This is a genomic window from Pseudomonas sp. ASL3, from assembly GCF_056680425.1.
Window position 1 is genome coordinate 895,474 of record NZ_CM155281.1, and the last position, 22,027, is coordinate 917,500.

The window sequence follows — 22,027 nt, forward strand, 5'->3', positions numbered from 1 at the left end:
ATGTGTGCATAAGCACTACGTCAGGCGCGGGCGGGTTGTGGCTTGGCATGGCGGTTGTTTAGGCGTTTACCGAGGTTGATAAAGGGCTGTTCGATGCATCGGTAGCACAGGTGGGCGGCGCCCAGGGTCAAGGCGGTGGCGAATACGGCAATCAGCAGGTGAGATAGCTTCAGTCCGCTGAGCAGGTATTGGCTAAGCATCAACATCGATGGGTGCAGCAGGTACAGCGAGTAACTGATCGCGCCCAGCCACAGCAGCAATGGATGGGTGAGCCGCAACCTCAGGGTCAACAGCAGGAAGCTGCTGATGGCCAAGGCATACGTGAACAGATAGCGGCTCCAGGTTTCGCCGGTGCCCATGTCCTGGTTGTAGGCCAGGACGAAGGTCAAGGGCAGCAACAGCAGGTAGGCGCTCAGTAGCGTGACCAGACTGCGGGTCAACTGGCGACTGTGTTCGCCCAGCAACCATTGGCGCCAGATGGAGCCGAAAAACATCAGCGACAGGGCCAGCGGCAGTGCCACTGGCAATTTGCGTTCGGTCACAAAGCGTGCGATGGACATGGCCAGCGCCAGCACCAGCAACCCGAGCACACATCGCATTCGGAAGGCCAGGTCGTAAAGCTTGCCACCCATGAACAGCACCAGGCACAAACCGTAGAACACCCATTCAATGAACAGCGTCCAATACAGGCCGATCACATCGTCGAAGTCTAGCGCCGTCTGGATCATGCTGAGGTTGGCGATGATCTGTGACCACGGTGGCAACAGTACTCCGCTTAGTTGCAGCATGCTCAGAAACACCAGCAACGACAGCCAGTACGCCGGGTACAGTCGCATCACTCGCGAAATCACGAAGCGTCGCGGGCCGTCAGGCCCGGGTTGCAGGCTGAATGGGATGACCACGCCGCTGATCATGAAAAACCACAGCACCCCAAGCTTGCCCGGATCGAACAGGTGGTCGAGCAGCCAGACACTGCCGAACAGCGGTACGTACATATGCGTGAACACCACCAAGAGCGCAGCAATGCCGCGTAAAGCATCCAGATAGGCCAAGCGTTTCATGGGCATGCCTCAAGACTTGGACGATTTCGCAGGGAGGCTCTTTTTAAGTGCCTGTTTGGCCACTGCCTGAGGGGGCGGGACCTGCTTGGCCAGTGGAGGTCCACTGGATTTTTCGATCAGGGCGTCAATGCGTTGGGAGACGCGCCGCGCCGAGTCTTCCCAGGAAAACCGTGTCACGTTGTTCAAACCGCGACGGCGCAAAGACTGGCGTAACGGCAAATCGATAAGAATGCGTTCCATGGCGGCAGCGATATGGCTGACATCCACCGGGTCGAAATACAGCACGCTGGCTTGCAGTACTTCTGGGATCGAGGCGGCATTGGCCGCCAGTACCGGGCAGCCGCAGGCCTGCGCTTCCAGCGGCGGGATACCGAAACCTTCATACAGCGACGGGAATACGAAGGCTGTCGCACCTTGGTATTGAGCGATCAGCTCGGCGTCGCTGAGCCTGCCGAGAAAGCGAATGCGTGAGTCACGACAGGCCAGACGTTGCAGGCTGGGGTCGGAAAAAACTTCGCTGGCGGTACCGACAATGTGCAGTTGCAGGTGTTCTTGACCGCGCAGCGTCAGAAAGGCTTCGATCATGCGATTAAAGTTTTTGTGGGCGCTGGGCGAAGACACTGCCAGCAGATAATCCTTTTTGTCGGAGATCGGCGGGCCGGGTTGAAAGGTGTCGTTGACGGCATTGGGCACCACGAAAATTTTATTCTCGGGGTAGTTGTAGAACTGCGCGATCTCGCCTTTGGAAAAACTGCTCACGGTCAGCAGCGCTTTGATGCGCGCCAGCAGAATCGGCGTCATCACCCGATACAGCGTACGGAACACCCGGGTGTAGCTTTCCGGGTGACGTACGTAAGTGATGTCGTGATGCGTGGCAATCTGGTTGCCGTATATCAACGGCGCGCTGTTGCACAGCGACACCAGCAAGGGATTGCCTTGGCGGTACAGATACAGTGGCAGATCCAGTTGTTCCCAAAGGTGGCCGCTGTTGCGGCCGGTGCATTGCACATCCAGCGCTTTGGCGCTTTCGTGCATTTTGATGTTGTGGGGGGCGACAAAGACCACATCGTCGCGCATCTGCTTGAGCGCCAGGCAAGTCTGCTCCGCGAACCGCTGGACACCACGCAGTTCCTGAGTCAGAAAACGAGCATTGATCACAATCATCGGAGGCGACCTGAAGAAAATGTTAGAAAGCAGTGAAATAGCTGCTGTGACAGGCCGTGTCTCTAAGGACCAAACTCTTTATGGTGCTAAAGAGCGGAGGCCGGGTGCCCAGGCTGATGATTTTCGGAAAATCGTTGATGGGTATGTGTGCCGAGCATCGGCCGTCGTCGCATTGCCAGGCGGAACCGCTGTCGAAGCGGCCCTTTTCGGGCTCGCCTGTATCAATGATCTGTACATTGCCGTGTTGCACGCTGCTGGCAGCGACTTGTATCTGTTGGTTCTCGCCGGTGGTCCAGGCCACCAGTATCTGTTCCGAACCCTTGGAAAAACGCAGCAGGTAAATCGAGCCATTCTCTCTGCTTTTCTCCGGCTCATAACGGTATTCGCGTAGCGTCGGACTGATCGCCTTGAGGGTCCGGTAGGCTGGCTTGGCCTGCAGATTTTGCTCAAGCAGGCCGAAATTTTGTTTCAAGTCGCTGCGGTCAGCGCCGTCGTTGACCAGGTCGTACCACCACATGCCCTTGATGTCTGGCACGGTCCGCACCAGAAAGAAGCTGCGCGCCAGGTACGCAGCCTGGGTTTTTTCATCGACCCCGCATTTGCCATCGTTGCTGGGCCAGCCCATTTCGGTCAGGTACAACGGCACCGGTTTACCCGCAATTGACCTGAGGTCCGCATCCACACCCCGTAGCCAGGCAATCCAGTGCTCCGGGGTATGGCGCTCGACATTGCGGCAATACACGGAGGGGTGCAGCGACAGACCGTCCACTTTTGACAGCACATCGGCTTCGACCAAACGGTTGGCGAATCCCAGGTCTATCCCTTTACTAGTGATGGCGCCGGCGAGGATTTTTACCTGTTTGTTCTGTGCCCGGATGTGTCGCGCGGTTTCGGCGACCAGGGTGGCGTAATCGCTGGAGAGACCGGCATCGGCTGGATTCTCGCTATCCCACTCATTCCAGATTTCGTAAAAACTTACGCGGTCACCCAGCTTGCGGCTGACGAACTTCGCGTAGTTGCCGAAGGCGGCTCGGACCTGCGGCTCGCGGGGTTTTGCATTGTTGTCGTAAAACGGGTTGCCATAACCGAGGACCAGCAACGGGTGTAAGCGATGTTCCTGCGCCTCGTTCAAATAGGCCTGCCAGACCGAATCGATATGTAACTGGCCCCGTCGGGGTTCGGCTGTCGACCAATAGGCATCGTCACGGACCGAATCGATGCCCGCATCGCGGATCAACTGCATGGCGCTGGCCAAAGGGCTGCTCTTGTTGAGCAGGTGCGTGCCGACGCCAATGATGAACGGCTCATCTCCCATGGCCGAAAAACTGAAAAGCAGGCCCGTCAGAAATAACGTCAGTTGCCGGCGCGACGTGGTCAGGTTCGGATTGAGCATGTTCGTCTCGCGAAGAGGCAGCGGTGCGGAGCGTTTGCTCGGGTGGTCACGGGCCGAGCAAGACCGCACGGTGAGTGCAAGGTCATGTCGAAACGTTCAAGCCGCTACGCGACGCTTTAACAAACGCTCATACCGGATGGGGCAAGGGGTGATCGTCATGTCGCACAATGGTCTCCAGAAGGGTCTGGGCGAAAATGCGTTGGTAACTGTCGAGCATCAGGTCCTGGTCGAGTAGTGAAGCGACGCTGGCACGTGCCTGGGCACTGAGCCGGTCGAGTAAATCAGGCTGCTGATGCAGGCGCAGCATGGCCAGGCCCAGCGAATCCGGATCATCGGGACTGCACAGCAAGCCGTTGATGTGATCCTGAATAAGCTCGGGCAACCCGCCCATACGGCTGGCGATGACCGGCAATGAATGGGCGCAGGCTTCGACGGCGACCATGCCAAAGGGCTCGCTCCAGATCGACGGGACCACCGCGACATCGACCTGACTGTAAAACGCCTCCGGCGTCTGGTAACCGACAAAACTGATGTTCGGCGAGGTCACCAGCGCCTTGAACTGCGCTTCATCATTGAGCTGACCACGCCCGGCAATCTGCAACGTGGCGTCGAATGGCAGGCGCTGGAATTGCTCGATCAACCAGCGCACGCCCTTGGCCTCGGAAAGCGTGCCCATGTAGCCAAAACGCAAGGGTGTCCTGGCACCGAGACCGCTGGCTTGCCGGGGTTTCACCGGCGGGGCGGCGAACGGGCTGCTGTTGTGCACGACATGGGCCTGGGCACCCTTGAAGTAACCCTGACCTTGCAAGATATCGAGCATGAAGCGACTGACCCCGATCACCGTGGCCACCTGTGCTGAGCGCTGGTCATGTCCCTTGCGAAATTGTTGGCAACTGGCGCACTGGCGCTCACAGCTTTTACCCTTCTTGAACATAGTGCTGCTGGGGCAGAGCAGGTACATGTCATGCAGCACCTGGACAATGGGCAAACCGGCGGCGCTGATCTCGTCCCAGGCCGACACCGACCAGCCGCTGAGGTTATGACACACCACCAGATCCGGCTGCTCGGCACTGATCACGTCGCGTACGTATTCGCGCATGCCGTTGTTATAGCGGTCTCGTATATGCCAGCCGAGCCGACTCAGGCGCCCCGGACGCTGAGCCGTGTAATGCCAATAAAAGTTGCGCAGCCCGGCGCGATAGACCTTGATCCGGTTCAGCGAGTCTTCGCTCAGGCCCGGATCTGGCCCAGTGGCCAATACCACCACGTTGCAGCCACGCTTTTGCAGGCCTTCGGCGGTGCGCTGCAGAATGATTTCCGCACCGCCGCCGATATGCGGTGGATAGAGGCTATTGATGAACAGTATTTTCATAAGGGATATGACTGATGTCGTCCCAGCACGCCGGATTCACCGTCGTGAATGGCTTTTTCGATCAGTCCCAAACGTTGTTCGGCGCCCCGTCGTTTGGCGATCATCCGCAGCAGGCGGAAGAACATCCAGCGATTGAGACCGTACAGCCAGGACGAGGATGCCCAGATGTTCTTGTCGAACCAGGCCTGGTTACGCGCACCGTAATAGGCGCGCAGGTCCGAGCCACCGAGCAGGAAACTTTCATAGATGTTGTTGGTCTTGGCCTTGATGTTCCAGGACTCTTCCAGATCGTCGAGCAGCGCTTCGGGGACCAGGAAGATCCGGCCGCCACTCGCGGTGATCCGCCAGGTGTACTCGCTGTCATCGGCGTACAGCAGCAGCGCATCCAGCGGCAGGCCGATTTTTTCATACAGGCTGCGGTGGGCAAGCAGACCGCCATAGGTCGCGAATGGCAATTGGACCATGGGCTGTCGCGTCTGTTTGGCCCGAGGATGACCCCAGGGCAGGCGCCGCCAGATCTTGTACGGAAGTTGTGCTATATGGAAACCGAAAAAGCTCGAGCGCCGCTGAATGGCGAAACGGTTAGGTACACCGGCGGCGATATCGGCTTGATGGGTCGGGCGAAAACCCAGGACGGCAGCTTTCTCGCGGCCATCGATGCGCTCGCGTTGATACAGGCAATGATGCAGCGTCGCGATGGCATTGACGGTCGGTGCGTTGTCGTCGTCCATCAGCCAGATATAGTCGGCACCGGCGTCCAGTGCGGCCTGGATACCCACGGAGTAGCCCTTGGCCGACCCTGTATTGTGCTGCAGGTAAATCACTTCGACCTGACCGGGCCAGGCGCGCTTCAGGGATTCGAGTGGCGCCACCGACGCATTGCTGACGATGATCACCCGTTCGATTTGGGAACTGGCCAGCGAGCGGCTGACCAGCGTCTGCAGGTAGGGCAGGCGATCACCATAAGTGAGCGTCACCAGCGTTGTTTTTTGATTCATGGCGATTCCAGGCATTTTAGAAACGGTCCGGAAACTGCGCGATAGATCTCAGGCGCGCGCTTCCATCCGTGCCAGGCTGCTGATCGGCAGGGTGACCTTTTGTTCACGTTGCAGCAGGTTGAGCAGAATCACGGCGCGCTCTTCACCGTCTGCGGCGAGGAAAATCGCTTCGATATCGCAGAAGCTGCCGGCCTTGATGAGCACATGTTCACCCTGCTGAAACGCAGGTCGTGGTTCCGGCGACAACAGGCGTTGGCGAATCTGCTCGATCAGTTCGTCCTGCACCGGTACCGGGTGCGCACCGAAGGTGACGATGCGCGCCACGCCACGGGTGGAACGAATCGGGTACCAGTTGTCGTGCACCTGATCCATGCGGATAAACAGATAACCAGGGAACAGTTCTTCTTCGTTGAGGGCCCGTGGGCTGCGCTTTTTCTGCAGCGACACTTTGAGCGGGCGATAGCATTCAAAATGTTGACGTTGCAGGTTTTCTTCGGCGCGAGCTTCCTGACGTGGCTTGGTTTGAATCAGGTACCAGCGTGCGGGGCTTTCCATGTACGACATAGGTTCACTCCATTGCAATCCGGGTTTGATTGGGCAGACAACGTCAGATTTTCAGCCCGTGGCGGACTCGCGCTCAACCTGTTCGTGCTCTGCATGGGTGTGGACCGAGTAGCACGACAGCAGTTGTTGAACCTGCTCGACGCAGTTGAACATCAGCACATCGATGATCGACAGATTGGCAACGAAAGGTTCTCTGTATTGCCGATAAACGATCGGGTCGATCTTGAAGAAACGTAGCGACAGATTATGTCGCGCAAAGTATTCGGAGTCGTACAGATTGACCCCGCCGATAGGATTGAGATAGCGCCCGCAAGCAAAGGTCTGCACGATCCGCACGACCCGATCCTGCTTGTCGGCCGGGACGCCGATCTGCAAATCAGAACCGCGCAGAATCGGTGTATCAATGTACAGGTAGGCGCACATCTCCCTGAGCGAGTGCTCGATGTACAGCGCCAGGTTCCTGTGCGGGAAGCGGATCAACCGCTCCAGCAGCGGCATGACCTGGGTGAAATAGGGCGCCTTGGCATAACTTTGGGTGATCACTCTGATGACATGTTCAGCCTCGTCGGCGAAGTTGTCGGCCAACTGACGCTGATTGATTGGCATATCGAACCGGTCCCGTTTCAGGGGGAAGGTGATCAGTTTGGCTTCGCCGTTATGAAGGATACGGTTGCGGTTAACCCAGCCTGACCTGATGTACTGCAAATCGTCGCCGAGGACGAAGACATCGGCCGCCGCAATCAGCTGGAAGTAGCCCAGATAGGGGAACAAGTAAGGCTGCATCATTGCAATTGTCCTGGCCATGTGAGTCTCCGAGGTTAGTGTTAACCGTGCCCTTCACTTTCGAACGGGGCTGTAGTCGTACCCATAGGCTGCGCAGTCGTAGGCCGCCGTCGATGCCTTGCGCAGCACGCCATTGAAAATGGCTCCCTTGATGACCAGGCCGTTTTGTCCCAGTCGGCGTTTGCAGGCTTCGATTTCCTTGACGGTGCTCAGACCAAAGCGGGTGACCAGCAGGCAGGTGCCTGCCTGGCGTCCGACCAGCGTGGCGTCGGTCACCGCAAGGATCGGTGGGGTGTCGACAATGACCAGGTCATAGAGCGGCGACAGGTCGCTGATCAGCTTGTTGAAGTTGTCGTGCATCAATAGCTCCGACGGGTTGGGCGCCGCAAAGCCGCAGGAGATCAGATCCAGATTCGCCACCTCGGTGGGGTTGATCACCTCTTTGCTGGTCAGGCGAGCCGCCAGGGTGTCGGACAGGCCATGCTTGGGTTGCAGGCCAAACACCTTGTGCAGGTAGCCCTTGCGCATGTCGGCATCGATCAGCAGTACACGCTTGCCCGCCTGGGCGATGATCACTGCCAGGTTGCTGGACACGAATGACTTGCCGCAGGCAGGTGCCGGGCTGGAAATCATCAGTACATTGTTGCGTGCTTCGAGCATTGCGAAGTGCAGGCTGGTGCGCAGGCTGCGCAGCGACTCTACGGCTAACTCGGTGGGCTCGGAAACGCTGAGCAGTTTCGACTCCTTGCCTGCGGAGCGGCTCTGGTTGTTCTTTTCCAGACGCTCCTGTTTGCGCGAGTACGGCAGCGAGGCGTAGACCGGCATGCCGAGGTTTTCGATGATTTCCGGGTTCTCGACGCCGCGATAGAACGCCTGGCGCAGGAACACCACGATGACTGCCATCAGACCGCCGAGCAGCGTTGCGAGGAACACGATCAGTTTGCGCATGGGTTTGGCCGGCTCTTCGACGTTGACGTCAGCGTTGTCGATGACCCGTACGTTACCGATGCTGCCAGCGCGAAGGATGTCCTGTTCCTGACTCTTGTTCAGCAGCAGGGTGTAGGTCTGAGTGGTGACTTGCATGTCGCGGTTCAGGCGCAGCAGTTCTTGCTGAGTAACCGGCAACGCCTGGATCTTTTTCAATAGGCCTTGTTTCTGCGTTTCAAGTTGGCCCATCTGGGTCATCAGCGCGCGATAGGTCGGGTGTTCGCGGGTGTACAGCCGTTCGACCTCAACGCGTTTGAGCTTCAGCTCGGAGAGCATCGAGTCGAGGCTGACCACCTGATCGAGCACCGATTTGGTTTCGATGCTCAGGTCAACGGATTTGGCGCTGGCCTGGAACGCGTTCAAGGCTTGCTCTGATTGTTCAAGCTGCTTGCGCACCAGCGGCAGTTGCGAACGCAGGAACTCCAGGCGCTGCGCAGCTTCGGCAGAGCTGCGTTCAACGTTCTGCCGCACGTACAGGTGGCTGACTTCATCGAGAATGAGTCTGGCCAGGACGGGGTTGGCATCCTGGATGGACAGGTAAATGATGCCTGAATCCTTGCCGGCTTCAGTGATGTTCAGCCGTATCTGGTAGGCCAGCGCGCTGGTCAGCGTGCGCTCCTTGGTCAGTGTGAACTCGGTGCCGGGGCGGGCCTTGAGCGTCGCCACCTGAATTTTCACACCACTGCCTTCGACGGTCTGATTGGTTTGTCCCTTGAGCAGCAACGCATGATCTTTATCGAACAGCGAGAACGTCTCGGCGCCGTTGGCCACCAGCGTCAGCGTTGTACCGAGCAGGGCTTCCGGGACTTCCAGTTGGAAGACGCTGATTTGCTCGCCACCCCACGCGTAGTTGCTCAGGCCAAACAATGGCGCGGCGAACGGGCCTTCGCTTTGCGGTTTGTACGTGCGCGCCATGTACGCGCCAAACACCGGGAAGTAATTGGGCTTCTGGATGATGTTGAGCTTGAGATCGTCGACCACCCGCCCCAGCACGGCCCGCGACTTGATCAGCTCAATCTCGGTGGTGGCCTGCGATACCGACAGTGGCTTGCTACTGACTTCTGGAGTGCCCTCGATGCCGATTTTTTTCGGTTCGATCTGGATCATCGCGTTGGCTTGATAGATCGGTGTAGCAAGCAAAACGTAGCCCAATCCGGTCACGCAAAAGAGGCTGACGATCGAGGCAATCAGACCTTTGTGATCGAATAATGTGCGCAAGATAGTTGCCAGATCGATCCGGGTGTCCTGGAAGTAGTCCAGGGAAGAGCGGTTCATAACGGTCATTTATCTTGTTACTCCTGACTGTAGATAAGGAAGCCAGTCATCGACACAACGCGAAAGGTGCTCGTAGGTCTCTTCAAAGGCTTGTTTCGGGCGCCGGTAGGGGTCGGCTATTTCCAGCTCGTGTTGCCACTTCCCAATCAGAAACGTTTTGCCTCGTACTTCCGGGGCCAGCTTCAAGATGCTGTGCAATTGCGATTGCTCCATCAGCAGAATCAACCCGGCCTCATGCAACATCTGCCGGTCGACCTGGCGGGCCCGATGCCGGTGAACAGGCACCTGATGGGTCTTCAGGACCTCCAGAGCCAGAGGATCCATCGGCGAGTCGAGCATTGCGTGAATGCCGGCCGATGAAATCTGCACACTTGGCGTCAGTAGCCTTTGGCGGAATATCGCCTCAGCCATCGGGCTGCGACAGATGTTGCCGACGCAGATCACCAACAGGCTATTGAACATGACCCTTACTGACCGACAGCATTAGCCGCTTGCCGAGATTGACGCTGACGTTACGGGCTACCAGCAGAAGCGCTTGGAGCTTGTGCAAGGGCGAGATGGCCGACAGCGATAAGCCAAACACCTGAATCAGGAAGTATTCGTACAGCGCCTGATCACCTATGCGGTTGTAGTAGTTGGCCAGGCTGGCGCAGGTCTGCAGGCTCATGTGCAATTTCCGCTTGTGCGATCGCATGGAGAAAATGCCGCCGGGATGCACGCGGTACATGGCCGGCTTGATCTCGGCGAGGAATTTACCTTTGCCATAAGCGCCGAGCAGCGACCACCAGCAGATGTCGTTGAGGGGCGCGAGCAGCAATTCCGGGGGCAATTCGTGAAAAACATTGCGAAAGCACACGGTCAGCGTTGAAATCGGCCGCGCCTTTTGTAGCTCGACGGCGCTGGCGTCGCGACGCAATTTGCCCTGTAACTGGATGCCCCGTTCACCGCCGCTGTCGAAGGACATGGCGTCGTGATAGGTCAGTACGTAATCACGGTGGCTCTCAAGGAAGTCCACCTGAATTTGAAGTTTGCGTGGGTCGGTCCAGTAGTCGTCGGCCTCGCAATAAGCGATGTAGCGTCCACGAGCTTCCTTGAACAGCGACGGCACACAGGCTTTGCCTTGCTGGAACTGGTTCACCTGATGATAAAACGGCCTGATGATCCCCGGATAACGCTCGGCGTACTGCGCGATGATGCGTGCGGTACTGTCGGTGGACGCATCGTCGTTGATCAGAATTTCGAAAGGAAAATTCGTCTGCTGGGCTAGAAAACCGTCGAGCGTCTGGGTGATAAACGCTTCCTGGTTGTACGCCGGGCAGACGATGCTTAACAGCGGATCGTAGGACGACGGTTCAGTTGTGGCGTTTTGCGTGGTGCTATCCATGGTTCAGGTACTCGGTTTGCTGAACAAAACGAAGATCTTCACGGCCAGCGGCTTGTAGCTTGCCGCCACCAGCGTCAGGGTAATCAGCCCACTGACGGCCAAGCCCAGGAAGGTCGTGATACGGTCGTCGCCTGCGATCATGCGAAACAGCGGTTCGCTGATCACAATGCCGACGGCGGTCATCAGGCTGATACGCAAAATATCGTGCACCCATTGACCATGAATGCCCGGGGCCAACCGGGTATGTACGATTGAAGGCCAAATCATGAAAGACACCAGGCGCAACCCGAACCAGGCCAGGGCGGCGCCGTAGGCCCCCTGGTAATGGATCGCCAGGAGCATCACCGGCACGGTCACCACTGCCGACACCACGCTGTACCAGAGATGCAGCTCCATTCTTGCGTGGGCGTATTGCAGGTAAAACTGAAAAGCACTGGCGGCCACGATCGCGCTGCCCAACGAATACCAGAGTAGTATCGAATGGCTCCATTGGGCGGCGATGTGATCACCGGTCCATGCGTAAATCAGGGGGGCGGCGTGCACCCCGATCACTGCGCCCAACGGAAACAGAAGGGTGCAGACAAAGCGGTTGGCGGCCAGAAACAACGTGTGCATGTCGTCCTGCCGACCTTCTGCCATCAACACCGTCAGGCGCGGCAACAGCGTTTGCGCCAGCGGGTTGGCTAACATCAGGATGCCGGTGGTGATCAGCGCCACCAACGAGAAATATCCGTACTCCTTGAGCGGCAGCATTTCCGAGAGCAGAACCTTGTCCATCTGGGTCAGTACGATCCACAGCATGGCGGTCAGGGACAGGTTGGCGGCAAACGGAATGATCGGTTTGACCAGCACCCAGCTGAAGCCGCTGAGCAGATGCGGGGTTGGCATCTGCTGGTAGGCCCGGGCCGCGAAGATCAGCACTTCGACCAGCCCCACCAACACCTGGAATTCAAAAAAGTCCCGAGGATCGTTAGAGATTGAACTGACCAGCAGCAAACCGCCGAAATAGCGCAGGGTGGCAATGATCACGTTGGCGATGTTCAGCCAGGCGTGCTGTTCCAGACCCTGAATGCCGCTTTTGTAGAGCGTCGAATACAAGCGCAGCGCAATGATAAACCCCATCATGCTGATGCAACTGATGAGGGTTTGATGATCCAGCGTCTGAGCGTTGAGCCACTTCACCGCGATCCACGGGCTGACAGCGTAGATCACTGAGCAGCACAGTACTGCCATTGGCAGAAACATGATCTCGAACGAGCGCAGCAAATGCCCCGCGCTTCGCTCGCTGGCCGACAACCCCTGTTGGTGGGCGACGGCGCGAACCAGGCTGGGGGACAGCCCGGCATCGAGCAATAGCAGCCATGTTTGCATGACCGAGAAGAAGCCGATCAGGCCATAAGCTTCAGCCCCGAGATGGCCGAGGTAGAACGGCATGATCAGAATACCCACCAGCAAAGCGTAGGCCTGTCCGGCGTAGCTCAGGATGGTGTTTCTGAGGACGGAAAGTTTTCTGGGCATGGCGCTTAGATAACCTGAGCGAGGTCCGGATCTTGATAGCTGATCCGACCCAGACTGCATTCAGTGATAAGGGTGTCGATGATCCTGTCTTGATCCTCGCGTGCCAGGCCCGGATAGATCGGCAGGCAAAGTACGCGTTGGCTCAAGGTCCGCGAAGTACTCTGAGCGGCTTGCGGCTGCAGGTAGTCGAGGGTGTCCAGAGACGGGTAGAAGTAGCGACGCGGGTTGATGCCGTTGGCGTTGAGCGCAGCCCGCACCCGTAACAGTTGTTGCTCTCCACTCAGGCCGATGGGGAAATAGCTGTGGTTGAGCTGGCTATCGGGTTCGGCTTTCTGCAGGTCCAGGTAATCGCCCAGCCGGGACTGGTAGCGATAGGCGATTTCAGCACGCTGCTCGAGGATGTCGTCGATGTCGTCGAGGATGCACAGGCCCATGGCCGCAGAGAATTCGTTGAGCTTGGCGTTGATACCAATGCCATCGATTTTGTCGACGTCGGCGATTCCGAAGTTGCACAGCAGGTAGGCGCGTCGAGCCAGTTCGTCATCGTTGGTGATGATGGCGCCGCCTTCGATGGTGTGGAACAACTTGGTCGCGTGGAAGCTCAGGGTGCTGATGTCGCCCCAGTTGAGCACCGACTGACCGGCGTGACGGACGGCAAAAGCATGGGCACCGTCATAGACCACCTTGAGTTGGTGTTTGCGCGCGATCTGCTCGATGCGCTCGACCGCACAAGGGTTGCCGAACACATGAGTGCCGACGATCGCTGTGGTGTCGGAAACGATCCGGCTTTCGATATGTTCGGGGGAGATGTTCCAGGTGTGCGGGTCGATGTCGGCGAAGATCGGCCGAATGCCTTCCCACTGCAATGAACTGCTGGTTGCGACAAAGCTGAAGGGCGTGGTCACGGCGCTTCCGCTCAAACCCAGTGCGCGATAAGCGACCTGCAAGGCCAATGTACCGTTATTGGTCAGCAGAACATGCTTCACGCCCAGGAACTCCCTGAGCCGTTGCTCGAGTTCGCACACCAGGGGGCCGTGGTTGGTTAGCCAACCCCGTGCATAGATGCCTTCTACGTAGGTTTTGAACTTGTTGATATCGCCTAGGTAGGTCTTGGTCACATTGATCATCGAAGCCTCCATGACTGACGTTGAGCGCTGATACCGAACATTGAAGTACCCGATTAACCGGGGGTTGATTCGGGTGGCTGGTCACTGGTTCTACGGCTGACCCGTAAGGCCCGACGTTGGTTGAACTTGAGCATCAGCTGCGTGGCCAGACTGCCGGTATGGGGGTCGCCGAAATGAAAGAGTGCGGTGGCCCGCTTCAGATCAGGGCTGACAGGACGGTTGGCATGCAATGAGCGGTAACCCCAGAAGAAATAGACATTGCCGGGTTCCAACTGCAACGTGTCGGGCGTGAACCAGCCGCGTTGCATGGCCAGGCAGATCAACTTGCGACTGAAACGGTTTTGCAATAAAGCTTTTTCAATAACATTAAGCATCACGTTAGAACGTACGGTGCGTAAGTTAGGAAACAGAATTAAATCTCCACGCTCTTCGCCATGTTGCGGAATAAAGATTGGAATCAGTGCAGTCACCAGACTGGCGTCAAAATGGAAGCAATTGGATTCGCGTTGTCCTTGGGTTCCTTGTACGCAGCGCAGGACTGGAAAGATCCGATCATTGTGCGCTTGCTCTCCAGCCGCTTGCTGGTACAGGTCGGCCAGCAGCGCCTTGAATCGAGGGTCGGCCCAAATGCTCACTAACAAGCTGTCGGCCAACGCCCGCTCGCCGTGATAGGCAAAATACTCGCCGGAATGTTGGCTCGCATGGTGGTCGGTGTAGGCGCGCAGCTGTTCAAGATCGGCTTCGCTGAGCACCCCGCTCAGCTTGGCAAAGCCATTGATATCAATCTCATTGGCCAGCTGTTGGACCCGTTGCTCATCAATGTCAAAAGATAATGGCATCGCTTCAGGCTCTTATTAGGTAAGACGGCAGGACGGCTATTAGATGCATGTGCCATTATCTGGAATGGCACAGGCTAAAAACGAAACTGAACACGCATCACAACATGTTGTTCAAGCACGCTACCGCCCGAATCTGCTGATCCTGTGTTTGTCCGTTTTTCTAACAAACGCTGTTTTGAACACTCCAGCCTGCACGCTTATTTAACCTGCTGAGGTTAACGGTCAGACAACGCTACCGCCCGACCGAGCACGCTCAGTAAAAATCGCAGGTTCAATTAATCAACGGACTCCCACAGGCGCAAGAAACTGCACCGTGCCGCTAACTAATGTCGTGTAGGCAGAACTAAAAACGTATGGGCTTGACGCTTCGTGCGCAGTGCTCTTTGGCACTGCTGCTCTAGCAACGAATCGTCTGACAGGGATATATATCGGCGGCCTCGTCCTTCCTGTCAAATTATTTCGTCAAATAACTGTAAAATTTTTGATAAACGGTTTGTTAGCGTTTGTAAGTCATTGAAAATATTAAGAGTCAAAAAACCATCGTGTGCACTGCGAAGGTGCGGTGACGTTTTTTAGGCGCTCGAAACAAGTAGAAATAGTGGATTTGGTCAAGTATTAATTTGGATGATTAGGCACTGACAGAGTGCTCCGTGAGTGTAGTTCGATTTTATTAAACGGGTGACTGCTCGGATGGGTGTTTTGACGCTGTCATTGCTACGAGCTTGAGTGACACTTGAAAGGCCGGTTGAGGGTTTGACCGGCTCGATTTTCAGTGTGCAGACGGGTTCTCCTTTGGCGGCCGAATGCGCTGATTCAGCAGCCAAGAACCAGCGGTTGGTCGGGATCACCGTTCACAAAGCAGATTTCGACCTCGCTCTCCACGGCGGGTAGTGTGTGCGGTCGCCCCTGAGCCTGAGAAGGTCCGCCCACTCCATACGCCACCGGCGCCCAGCAACAGCAGGCTTGCGTGTGCTGTCCTTCCTGGCCCCAATTGAACCGCACCTTTACCCGGCTCGACACTGCCGGGCCATGAGCGATCACTCGTGCGGTTTGACACCCTTGAAGCCGGGGTTTCGGATGGTTGGCCAAGGTTGTGAACCGTTGATCCCAAGGCAACGCGTGGAATGTATTGCTGTACCGATGTGTTGTTCCACCTCCCGGATCAGGGGTAGGCGAAGCCTTTCGAGCCTTTTCATGCAGCGGTGATTGCGGTGCCTGATGGCACTGGTGGTGGATTTCAGTCAGCAGCCACAAGCTGTTCCATTCGGTGCGTGGATGCCCGCTCAAGGGTAGAAAATGCCCGCTGATCAGCTGCGGTTGGTTACTTTCACCGAAGGCGCGGGTCGAGTCCCTGGCTAGATGACTGTCGGCTGTAACGCCGAAACGTTTGATTGCTCGCAGGCCGGGCAGATGAGTTGCCAAGGCGTCGTAGCGCTGCGGCGCAACCCGCCGAAAAAAATCGCCGTCGCTAAATAGAAGTTGATGACCTTGCCTGCTGTGCTGGAAGTGATAGTGCAAGCCTTCCTCTTCGCACAGGCGCTGGATGAAATGCAGATTGCTTTCGTCGTACTGCACGCAATGTTCGCGGTTGGGGTAATCGATACTGAGGTGGAAGGCGTAGGCTGCTTCGTCCATGCCGTGTTCGCGTAGAACGCGGGTCACGATTTGCGGTACTGATAACTGTCGGAAAATACGCTTGTGCCGACGATGTGCCAGGTGGGCCAGATGCGGGCGCAGAGTGATTTGATAATGACGGGCACCGCCCGCGACGCTGGTTTGCCCCGCTTGGCAAACAAGGCCGTGGATCCCGTGACTGGAATCGGTGAATGCCAGGTAAGCAGGCCGATACAATAAGGCAGCCATATCCAGGGTGTCGGGTTCACAGAGTACCTTGAGCTGAAAGGTATAAGGCGCGTTGATCGCTTCCGTGCCGGTAAAGGATTCAACAGGCAAATCCAGGTTCACGCCCTTTATAGTCAGGCGAAAAGGAACGGGGTTGGCAGATTCGAACATCGAAAGCACATCCTGCTGAGGGAAAACAGAGGATTGTCCCTGACTGCACAGGCGTCGTAGAGGGGGTAACCGCAGCTTGGGAAAAGGACTACGGAAAAAGTCGGATGTGGCGGTTGAGATGGGTTTGAATCCCTGGGTAACGATTTTCCGAAGTTTCAGATATAGCTTGTATATTTATTAATGGAATATGCAAATAACAATTAATAATTATTTGATCTATACAGAATCAGGCACTATCAGGGCTCGACGCTTCGGCATCACGCAAAACACCTCAGCGTTCTGGGGTGTGCGCCTCAAGGTTATCTGCCTATGAAAAATCTTCCGCTGTACTTCGATTACGCCGCCACCACACCTGTGGATGAGCGTGTCATTCAGGTGATGGTCGAGTGTTTGGGGCTGTCGGGCAATTTTGGTAACCCGGCCTCCAGCTCCCATGCGTACGGCCAGCAGGCTCGGCAAGCGGTCGAGCAAGCTCGCCGGCAGGTCGCCGACCTCGTCGGTGCGCGGGCCGGGCAAATCGTCTGGACGTCCGGCGCGACCGAGTCGAACAACCTGGCGCTCAAGGGCGTTGCGCAGGGCCGAGCGCAGCGGGGCGGGCATATCATTACCAGCCAGATCGAACACAAGGCGATTCTCGATACCGCGCAGCAGTTACAAGCGACCGGGTACGAGGTGACGTACCTGGCCCCGGATGCGCAAGGGCTGATCTCTCCCGCAGCCGTCGGTGCCGCGCTTCGTGAGGACACCTTTCTGGTGTCGCTGATGCTGGTCAACAACGAGCTGGGCACGCTTAATGATATTGCAACGATTGGCAAACTCGTCCGTGAGCAGGGCGCGCTGTTGCATGTCGACGCGGCTCAAGGGGCAGGCAAGGTCAAAATCGACCTGGCCACGCTGGCGGTGGACCTGATGTCGTTCTCCGCGCACAAAGTCTATGGCCCCAAAGGCATTGGCGCGCTTTATGTCGGCCCGCGCGCCGAGCAGCGTTTACAGGCGCAGATTCATGGTGGCGGGCATGAAGGCGGGCTGCGCTCGGGGACATTGGCCACTCATCAGATTGCGGGTATGGGCGCCGCTTTCGCGTTGGCGGCAGAGGTGTTCGAGCACGAAACCGCGCACATCGAACGTCTGCATGTGCGCTTGCGCCAGCCGTTGCTCGAGATCCCCGGCTTGCGCGTCAATGGCAGCCCGAGCCAACGGGTCTCGCACACCCTCAGCCTGACCTTTGGCAAGGGCGATCTCAATCTTGCTGTTCTGAGCGACAGCCTGGCCTTTTCTTCCACGTCGGCCTGCAACTCGGCAAACAATGCGCCGTCGCATGTGCTTCTTGCTCTCGGCCACGACGCGCAGGCTGCACGCCAGACCATCCGCTTGAGTCTCGGGCGCTATACCACCGAGCAGGATGTTGACCGCGCAGCCCGGTTGATCAAGGCCTCTCTGACCCAGCCTGCCTTCTGGGCAGTTGCTCAGTCTTGAGTGCTGCTCCATTATCTGAACCGGAACACGCCAATTACCGGTTCAGCAGGAGAGTCCATGAGTACGCAGTCGAAAACCAATGGAGTGGTCGCAGAACGCTTGGCGCAGGTGCGCGCCCTGATGAGCCGGGAGCACATCGATGCTTACCTGGTGCCGTCGGCGGACCCGCATCTTTCTGAGTATCTGCCGGGCTATTGGCAGGGGCGGCAATGGCTTTCGGGTTTCCATGGTTCGGTCGGCACCCTGATCGTTACCCAGAGCTTTGCCGGTCTATGGGCTGACAGCCGTTATTGGGAGCAAGCCAGTAAAGAGCTGGCGGGCACCGGTATCGAGCTGGTGAAAATGTTACCGGGCAAGCCCGGTGCGCTGGACTGGCTGGCCGAAAAAGCGACGGCCCAGAGCATTGTTGCGGTGGATGGCGCAGTGCTGGCGGTCGCGTCGGCACGCACCCTCGCCGCCAGGTTATATGAGCGTGGTGCCAGCTTACGGACGGATTTCGACCTGCTCAGCGAGGTTTGGCAGGACCGCCCAGGCTTGCCGACCAATGCCATTTATGAACATTTGCCGCCTCAAGCGACCCTCCGCCGAGGTGACAAGCTGGCCAGGTTGCGTGAGGTGTTGCAAGAGCGTGGCGCTGACTGGCATTTCATTGCGACCCTGGATGACATCGCCTGGCTGTTCAACCTGCGTGGCGCCGATGTTTCCTACAACCCTGTGTTTGTTTCCTTCGCCTTGATCGGTCCACAAGGGATCAGTCTATTTGTCGACTCCGCCAAGCTGGATGCCGAGTTGCGGCAAACACTGGAAAGCGATGGCATCACGCTCGTTGAATACACCAAGGTCGCATCAGCCTTGCGGGAAGTCCCGGCTGATGCTCGATTGTTGATCGATCCGACGCGCGTCACCTGCGGCTTGCTCGATCACCTCAGCGCCGAGGTGACATTGATCGAGGGGCTGAACCCCACAACCTTGTTCAAGTCGCAAAAGAGCGACGCCGATGCGCAGCACATTCGTCAGACGATGGAGCAGGACGGTGCTGCGCTCTGTGAGTTCTTTGCCTGGCTCGAGTCGGCGTTGGGACGGGAGCCGGTCAGTGAGTTGTCCATCGATCTTCATTTGGGGCAGGCTCGGGCCCGTCGTCCGGGCTATGTCTCACAAAGCTTCGCCACCATTGCCGGTTTCAACGCCAATGGTGCCATGCCGCATTACCGCGCCACGGAGCAGGAGCATGCGCAGATCGAAGGTGATGGCCTGTTGCTGATTGATTCAGGCGGTCAATACCTGGGGGGTACCACGGATATCACGCGAATGGTGCCGATCGGAACGCCCAGCACCGAGCAAAAGCGCGATTGCACTCGCGTGCTCAAAGGCGTGATCGCGCTGTCGCGGGCACACTTTCCTCGCGGGATTGCTTCACCGCTACTGGACGCCATCGCCCGAGCGCCGATCTGGGCTGAGGGTGTCGATTATGGTCACGGTACCGGGCATGGCGTCGGGTATTTCCTCAACGTTCATGAAGGTCCGCAAGTCATTGCCTATTCGGTCGCCCCGGCACCGCACACTGCGATGCAGCCGGGGATGATCACGTCCATCGAGCCGGGCACTTATCGACCTGGTCGCTGGGGCGTGCGCATCGAAAATCTGGTGCTCAACCGCGAAGTGGGGAAAACCGTATTCGGTGAATTCCTCAAGTTTGAAACCTTGACTCTGTGCCCGATCGACACCCGTTGCCTTGAAGTGTCTTTACTGACGCAGGAGGAGCGCGACTGGCTCAATACCTACCATGCGCAGGTGAATGAGCGCTTGAGCCCGTTGCTGCAAGGGCCTGCGCGGGACTGGCTGCGCACCCGTACAGCCCCGATCTGATCGGGGCCGATTGTGCCGTGGGCTCAACCCTGCGGCGCAGCGGCAAACGCTTCGGCCATATAATCGACCAGCGCTCGGACCCGAGCCGATTGCCGACGGTTCGCCGGTGACAAGGCATAGACAGGCAGGGACTGTGGCGTGTACGCCTGCAAAATCGCCACGACCCGGCCTGCACGCAGATCGTCGCGGAACAGCCAGACCGGCGACAGCGCAATTCCTAATCCTGCCACCACCATCTCTCTAATCGCTTCGGAGCTGTTGCTCTGCGCATTGCCTTTGATGCGGACCGTATGTTGCTGCTGATCTTTTTCGTAGCGCCACTGATTCTGCGTAGCGAGCAAATTAAACAACAGGCAGTTGTGTTGGCTCAGCGCCTCGGGTGTGTCCGGCGTGCCATGGCGAGCAAGGTAATCGGGTGCGGCGACAGTGATTCGGTGGGTCGTGCCGACGTGGCGGGCGATCAAGCCGCTGTCACTGATATCGCCGATTCGAAACGTGACGTCCAGCCCTTCAGTGACCAGATCCTGATTCTGGTCACTGAGCTGCAGGTCTATCTGCACCAAGGGATAGCGCTGCAGAAAGTCCGCCAGCCGGGACGCGATTTGCGTGCGTCCGAAGCTGACCGAAGAGCCCACCCTTAACAATCCGGCAACGCTTTCGCGTCCGGATTGAAAGCTGTGCTCGGCCGCGTCCACCGCCGCGAGAATCCCCCGGCACTGCTCGTAATAACGCACGCCTTCATCGGTCAGGGACAACTGTCGGGTACTGCGCGCGATCAACTTGCCGCCGAGGTTATTCTCCAGTGCGCGAATCAACTTGCTGATGGTTGGCTGGGTTGTGTGCAGCTCCTGAGCGACGGCGGTAAAACTGCCGCGCTCGACCACGCGCACAAACACCGCCATTGCATTGAGCTTGTCCATGTTTTGGTTATTCATGCCGATATGGAATGGTGACTATAGCTTTATTGGGTCTTATCGGCATGAGTCAGCCGCCTGAGAATCAGCTCAATGCCGCCATCCCGGCTGGCTTGAAGAGAGAATCGCTCCCATGACGGACTCACTGACTATGCGCGCTCTGATCGTAGATGCAGCCAACGCTCCTTTTCGCCTGACCCAACTGCCTATGCCCATTCCCGCGGTCGGTCAGGTGCTGGTCCGAATCAAGGCCAGCGGGGTCAATCCGCTGGATAGCAAAATCCACTCGGGCAACGCCGCACATGCTCGGCAGCCATTGCCGGCAGTCTTGGGTATGGACCTCGCGGGCGTTGTCGAAGCGCTGGGTGAGGGCGTCAGCCACTTTAAGGTGGGCGACGAGGTTTACGGCATGGCGACCGGCATCGGCGGAGCACAAGGCTCGTTGGCGCAATTCGCGGCGGTGGACGCCGAGTTGCTGGCGCTCAAACCGCGCAATATCGATATGCGAGAAGCCGCCGCCTTGCCTTTGGTGTTCATCACAGCATGGGAAGGTTTGGTGGATCGGGCCAGATTGCAGGCAGGGCAGACAGTCCTGATTCAGGGTGGAGCAGGTGGGGTAGGGCATATCGCTGTGCAAATTGCCCGGGCGCTGGGCGCCAAAGTGTTTGCCACCGGCTCAGCAGGGCAGAAAGCATTGATCGAAAGCTTTGGCGCAACCGCGATCGATTATCGCAACAGTCCCGTGCAGGAATACGTCGCCGCGTATACGGCCGGCGAGGGGTTTGATGTGGTTTACGACACAGTAGGCGGCGCAACGCTGGACGTTTCATTCGTTGCAGCGCGTACCTATGGCGGGCATGTGGTCAGTTGTCTTGGTTGGGGGACGCACAGCCTGGCACCGTTGTCGTTCCGCGCCGCAACGTATTCGGGGGTTTTTACCTTGCTGCCGTTGTTGACGGGCAAAGGTCGCGGCCATCATGGAGACATTCTGCGCGAGGCAACCCGGCTGATAGAGGCGGGGAGTGTGAAGCCTGTACTCGATGACCGGTATTTCACTCTGGAAACCGCGCAGGCCGCCCATGACATTGTTGAAGGCGGCACCGCGCCGGGGCGGTTGGTGATCGACGTTTGAATCAGCATGGGGCTACTTGCAGATGATGATCATGCTGCGGCTGGTGTAGCCCGCCGGGTTCAAGCCGAAGGGGTAGTCGCCTGGGTCTTCCACGGCATCACCCGACTTGGCGATGACCTTGTAGCCTCTTATGGCATCACAGGAGCTGGCCGCCGTTTCAT

Annotated in this window: 19 protein-coding genes (1 of these 19 cut by a window edge); 3 read left to right on the top strand and 16 right to left on the bottom strand. The window is 57.7% G+C overall.

Translation table 11 applies throughout. From position 1 onward, the window contains the following. Nucleotides 1–20: 20 nt before the first annotated feature. The 14 genes from AC1MEE_RS04040 to vgrG form a co-directional block, all read right to left on the bottom strand. A complete protein-coding gene (locus AC1MEE_RS04040; protein ID WP_480413972.1) occupies nt 21–1,061 on the bottom strand; it encodes an acyltransferase family protein in 1,041 nt (346 codons plus the stop codon). 9 nt (nt 1,062–1,070) lie between these two features. Next, entirely contained in the window at nt 1,071–2,225 is a 1,155-nt protein-coding gene (locus tag AC1MEE_RS04045) for a glycosyltransferase family 4 protein (protein WP_480413973.1), read from the bottom strand. A gap of 22 nt (nt 2,226–2,247) precedes the next feature. Then, the gene (locus AC1MEE_RS04050; protein ID WP_480413974.1) at nt 2,248–3,618 is read right to left on the bottom strand and encodes a glycoside hydrolase family protein; all 1,371 of its coding nucleotides are present in this window, start codon (nt 3,616–3,618) and stop codon (nt 2,248–2,250) included. Between the two features lie 127 nt (nt 3,619–3,745). Then, complete coding sequence (locus AC1MEE_RS04055; protein WP_480413975.1) at nt 3,746–4,990, bottom strand: glycosyltransferase family 4 protein; 1,245 nt, start codon at nt 4,988–4,990, stop codon at nt 3,746–3,748. Next, the gene (locus AC1MEE_RS04060; RefSeq protein WP_480413976.1) at nt 4,987–5,988 is read right to left on the bottom strand and encodes a glycosyltransferase; all 1,002 of its coding nucleotides are present in this window, start codon (nt 5,986–5,988) and stop codon (nt 4,987–4,989) included. The genes AC1MEE_RS04055 and AC1MEE_RS04060 overlap by 4 nt, the downstream gene beginning before the upstream one ends. A 48-nt stretch (nt 5,989–6,036) precedes the next feature. Next, nucleotides 6,037–6,552 carry a transcription/translation regulatory transformer protein RfaH gene (rfaH, locus tag AC1MEE_RS04065; protein ID WP_480413977.1) on the bottom strand — a complete coding sequence of 172 codons (516 nt, stop codon included), beginning with the start codon at nt 6,550–6,552 and terminating at the stop codon, nt 6,037–6,039. 51 nt (nt 6,553–6,603) lie between these two features. Further along, on the bottom strand, nt 6,604–7,356 hold the full coding sequence (locus AC1MEE_RS04070) for a WbqC family protein (protein ID WP_480413978.1): 753 nt from the start codon (nt 7,354–7,356) through the stop codon (nt 6,604–6,606). A 33-nt stretch (nt 7,357–7,389) separates the two neighbouring features. Further along, nucleotides 7,390–9,606: a polysaccharide biosynthesis tyrosine autokinase gene (locus AC1MEE_RS04075; RefSeq protein ID WP_480413979.1), complete on the bottom strand. Its 2,217-nt coding sequence runs from the start codon at nt 9,604–9,606 to the stop codon at nt 7,390–7,392. Beyond that, a complete protein-coding gene (locus tag AC1MEE_RS04080) occupies nt 9,607–10,059 on the bottom strand; it encodes a low molecular weight protein-tyrosine-phosphatase (protein ID WP_480413980.1) in 453 nt (150 codons plus the stop codon). After that, a complete protein-coding gene (locus AC1MEE_RS04085) occupies nt 10,049–10,981 on the bottom strand; it encodes a glycosyltransferase family 2 protein (protein ID WP_480413981.1) in 933 nt (310 codons plus the stop codon). Before AC1MEE_RS04085 ends, AC1MEE_RS04080 begins: the two co-directional genes overlap by 11 nt. A 3-nt stretch (nt 10,982–10,984) precedes the next feature. Further along, nucleotides 10,985–12,499, bottom strand: a complete 1,515-nt coding sequence (locus AC1MEE_RS04090; protein ID WP_480413982.1) for a lipopolysaccharide biosynthesis protein — start codon at nt 12,497–12,499, stop codon at nt 10,985–10,987. A gap of 5 nt (nt 12,500–12,504) precedes the next feature. Then, on the bottom strand, nt 12,505–13,626 hold the full coding sequence (locus AC1MEE_RS04095) for a DegT/DnrJ/EryC1/StrS family aminotransferase (protein ID WP_480413983.1): 1,122 nt from the start codon (nt 13,624–13,626) through the stop codon (nt 12,505–12,507). Between the two features lie 53 nt (nt 13,627–13,679). Continuing rightward, entirely contained in the window at nt 13,680–14,465 is a 786-nt protein-coding gene (locus AC1MEE_RS04100; protein WP_480413984.1) for a hypothetical protein, read from the bottom strand. 813 nt (nt 14,466–15,278) lie between these two features. Then, nucleotides 15,279–16,478, bottom strand: a complete 1,200-nt coding sequence (gene vgrG, locus AC1MEE_RS04105; RefSeq protein ID WP_480413985.1) for a type VI secretion system tip protein VgrG — start codon at nt 16,476–16,478, stop codon at nt 15,279–15,281. A gap of 309 nt (nt 16,479–16,787) precedes the next feature. Between vgrG and AC1MEE_RS04110 the strand changes: the two genes are divergently transcribed. Both AC1MEE_RS04110 and AC1MEE_RS04115 read left to right on the top strand, forming a co-directional pair. Then, nucleotides 16,788–17,954, top strand: coding sequence for a cysteine desulfurase family protein (locus AC1MEE_RS04110; RefSeq protein WP_480413986.1), 1,167 nt, complete (start codon nt 16,788–16,790; stop codon nt 17,952–17,954). A gap of 57 nt (nt 17,955–18,011) precedes the next feature. Then, a complete protein-coding gene (locus AC1MEE_RS04115) occupies nt 18,012–19,820 on the top strand; it encodes an aminopeptidase P family protein (RefSeq protein WP_480413987.1) in 1,809 nt (602 codons plus the stop codon). 23 nt (nt 19,821–19,843) lie between these two features. Here the strand turns inward: AC1MEE_RS04115 and AC1MEE_RS04120 are convergent, their stop codons facing one another. Further along, entirely contained in the window at nt 19,844–20,740 is an 897-nt protein-coding gene (locus AC1MEE_RS04120) for a LysR family transcriptional regulator (RefSeq protein WP_480413988.1), read from the bottom strand. A gap of 127 nt (nt 20,741–20,867) precedes the next feature. Between AC1MEE_RS04120 and AC1MEE_RS04125 the strand changes: the two genes are divergently transcribed. Next, on the top strand, nt 20,868–21,866 hold the full coding sequence (locus AC1MEE_RS04125) for a zinc-dependent alcohol dehydrogenase family protein (RefSeq protein ID WP_480413989.1): 999 nt from the start codon (nt 20,868–20,870) through the stop codon (nt 21,864–21,866). 12 nt (nt 21,867–21,878) lie between these two features. Here AC1MEE_RS04125 and AC1MEE_RS04130 read toward each other — a convergent pair whose 3' ends face one another. Then, a protein-coding gene (locus tag AC1MEE_RS04130; RefSeq protein WP_480413991.1) for a hypothetical protein crosses the window boundary here: on the bottom strand, nt 21,879–22,027 show its 3' portion. It continues 133 nt past the right edge of the window; only the last 149 of its 282 coding nucleotides appear in the window; the start codon falls outside the window, past its right edge; the stop codon is at nt 21,879–21,881.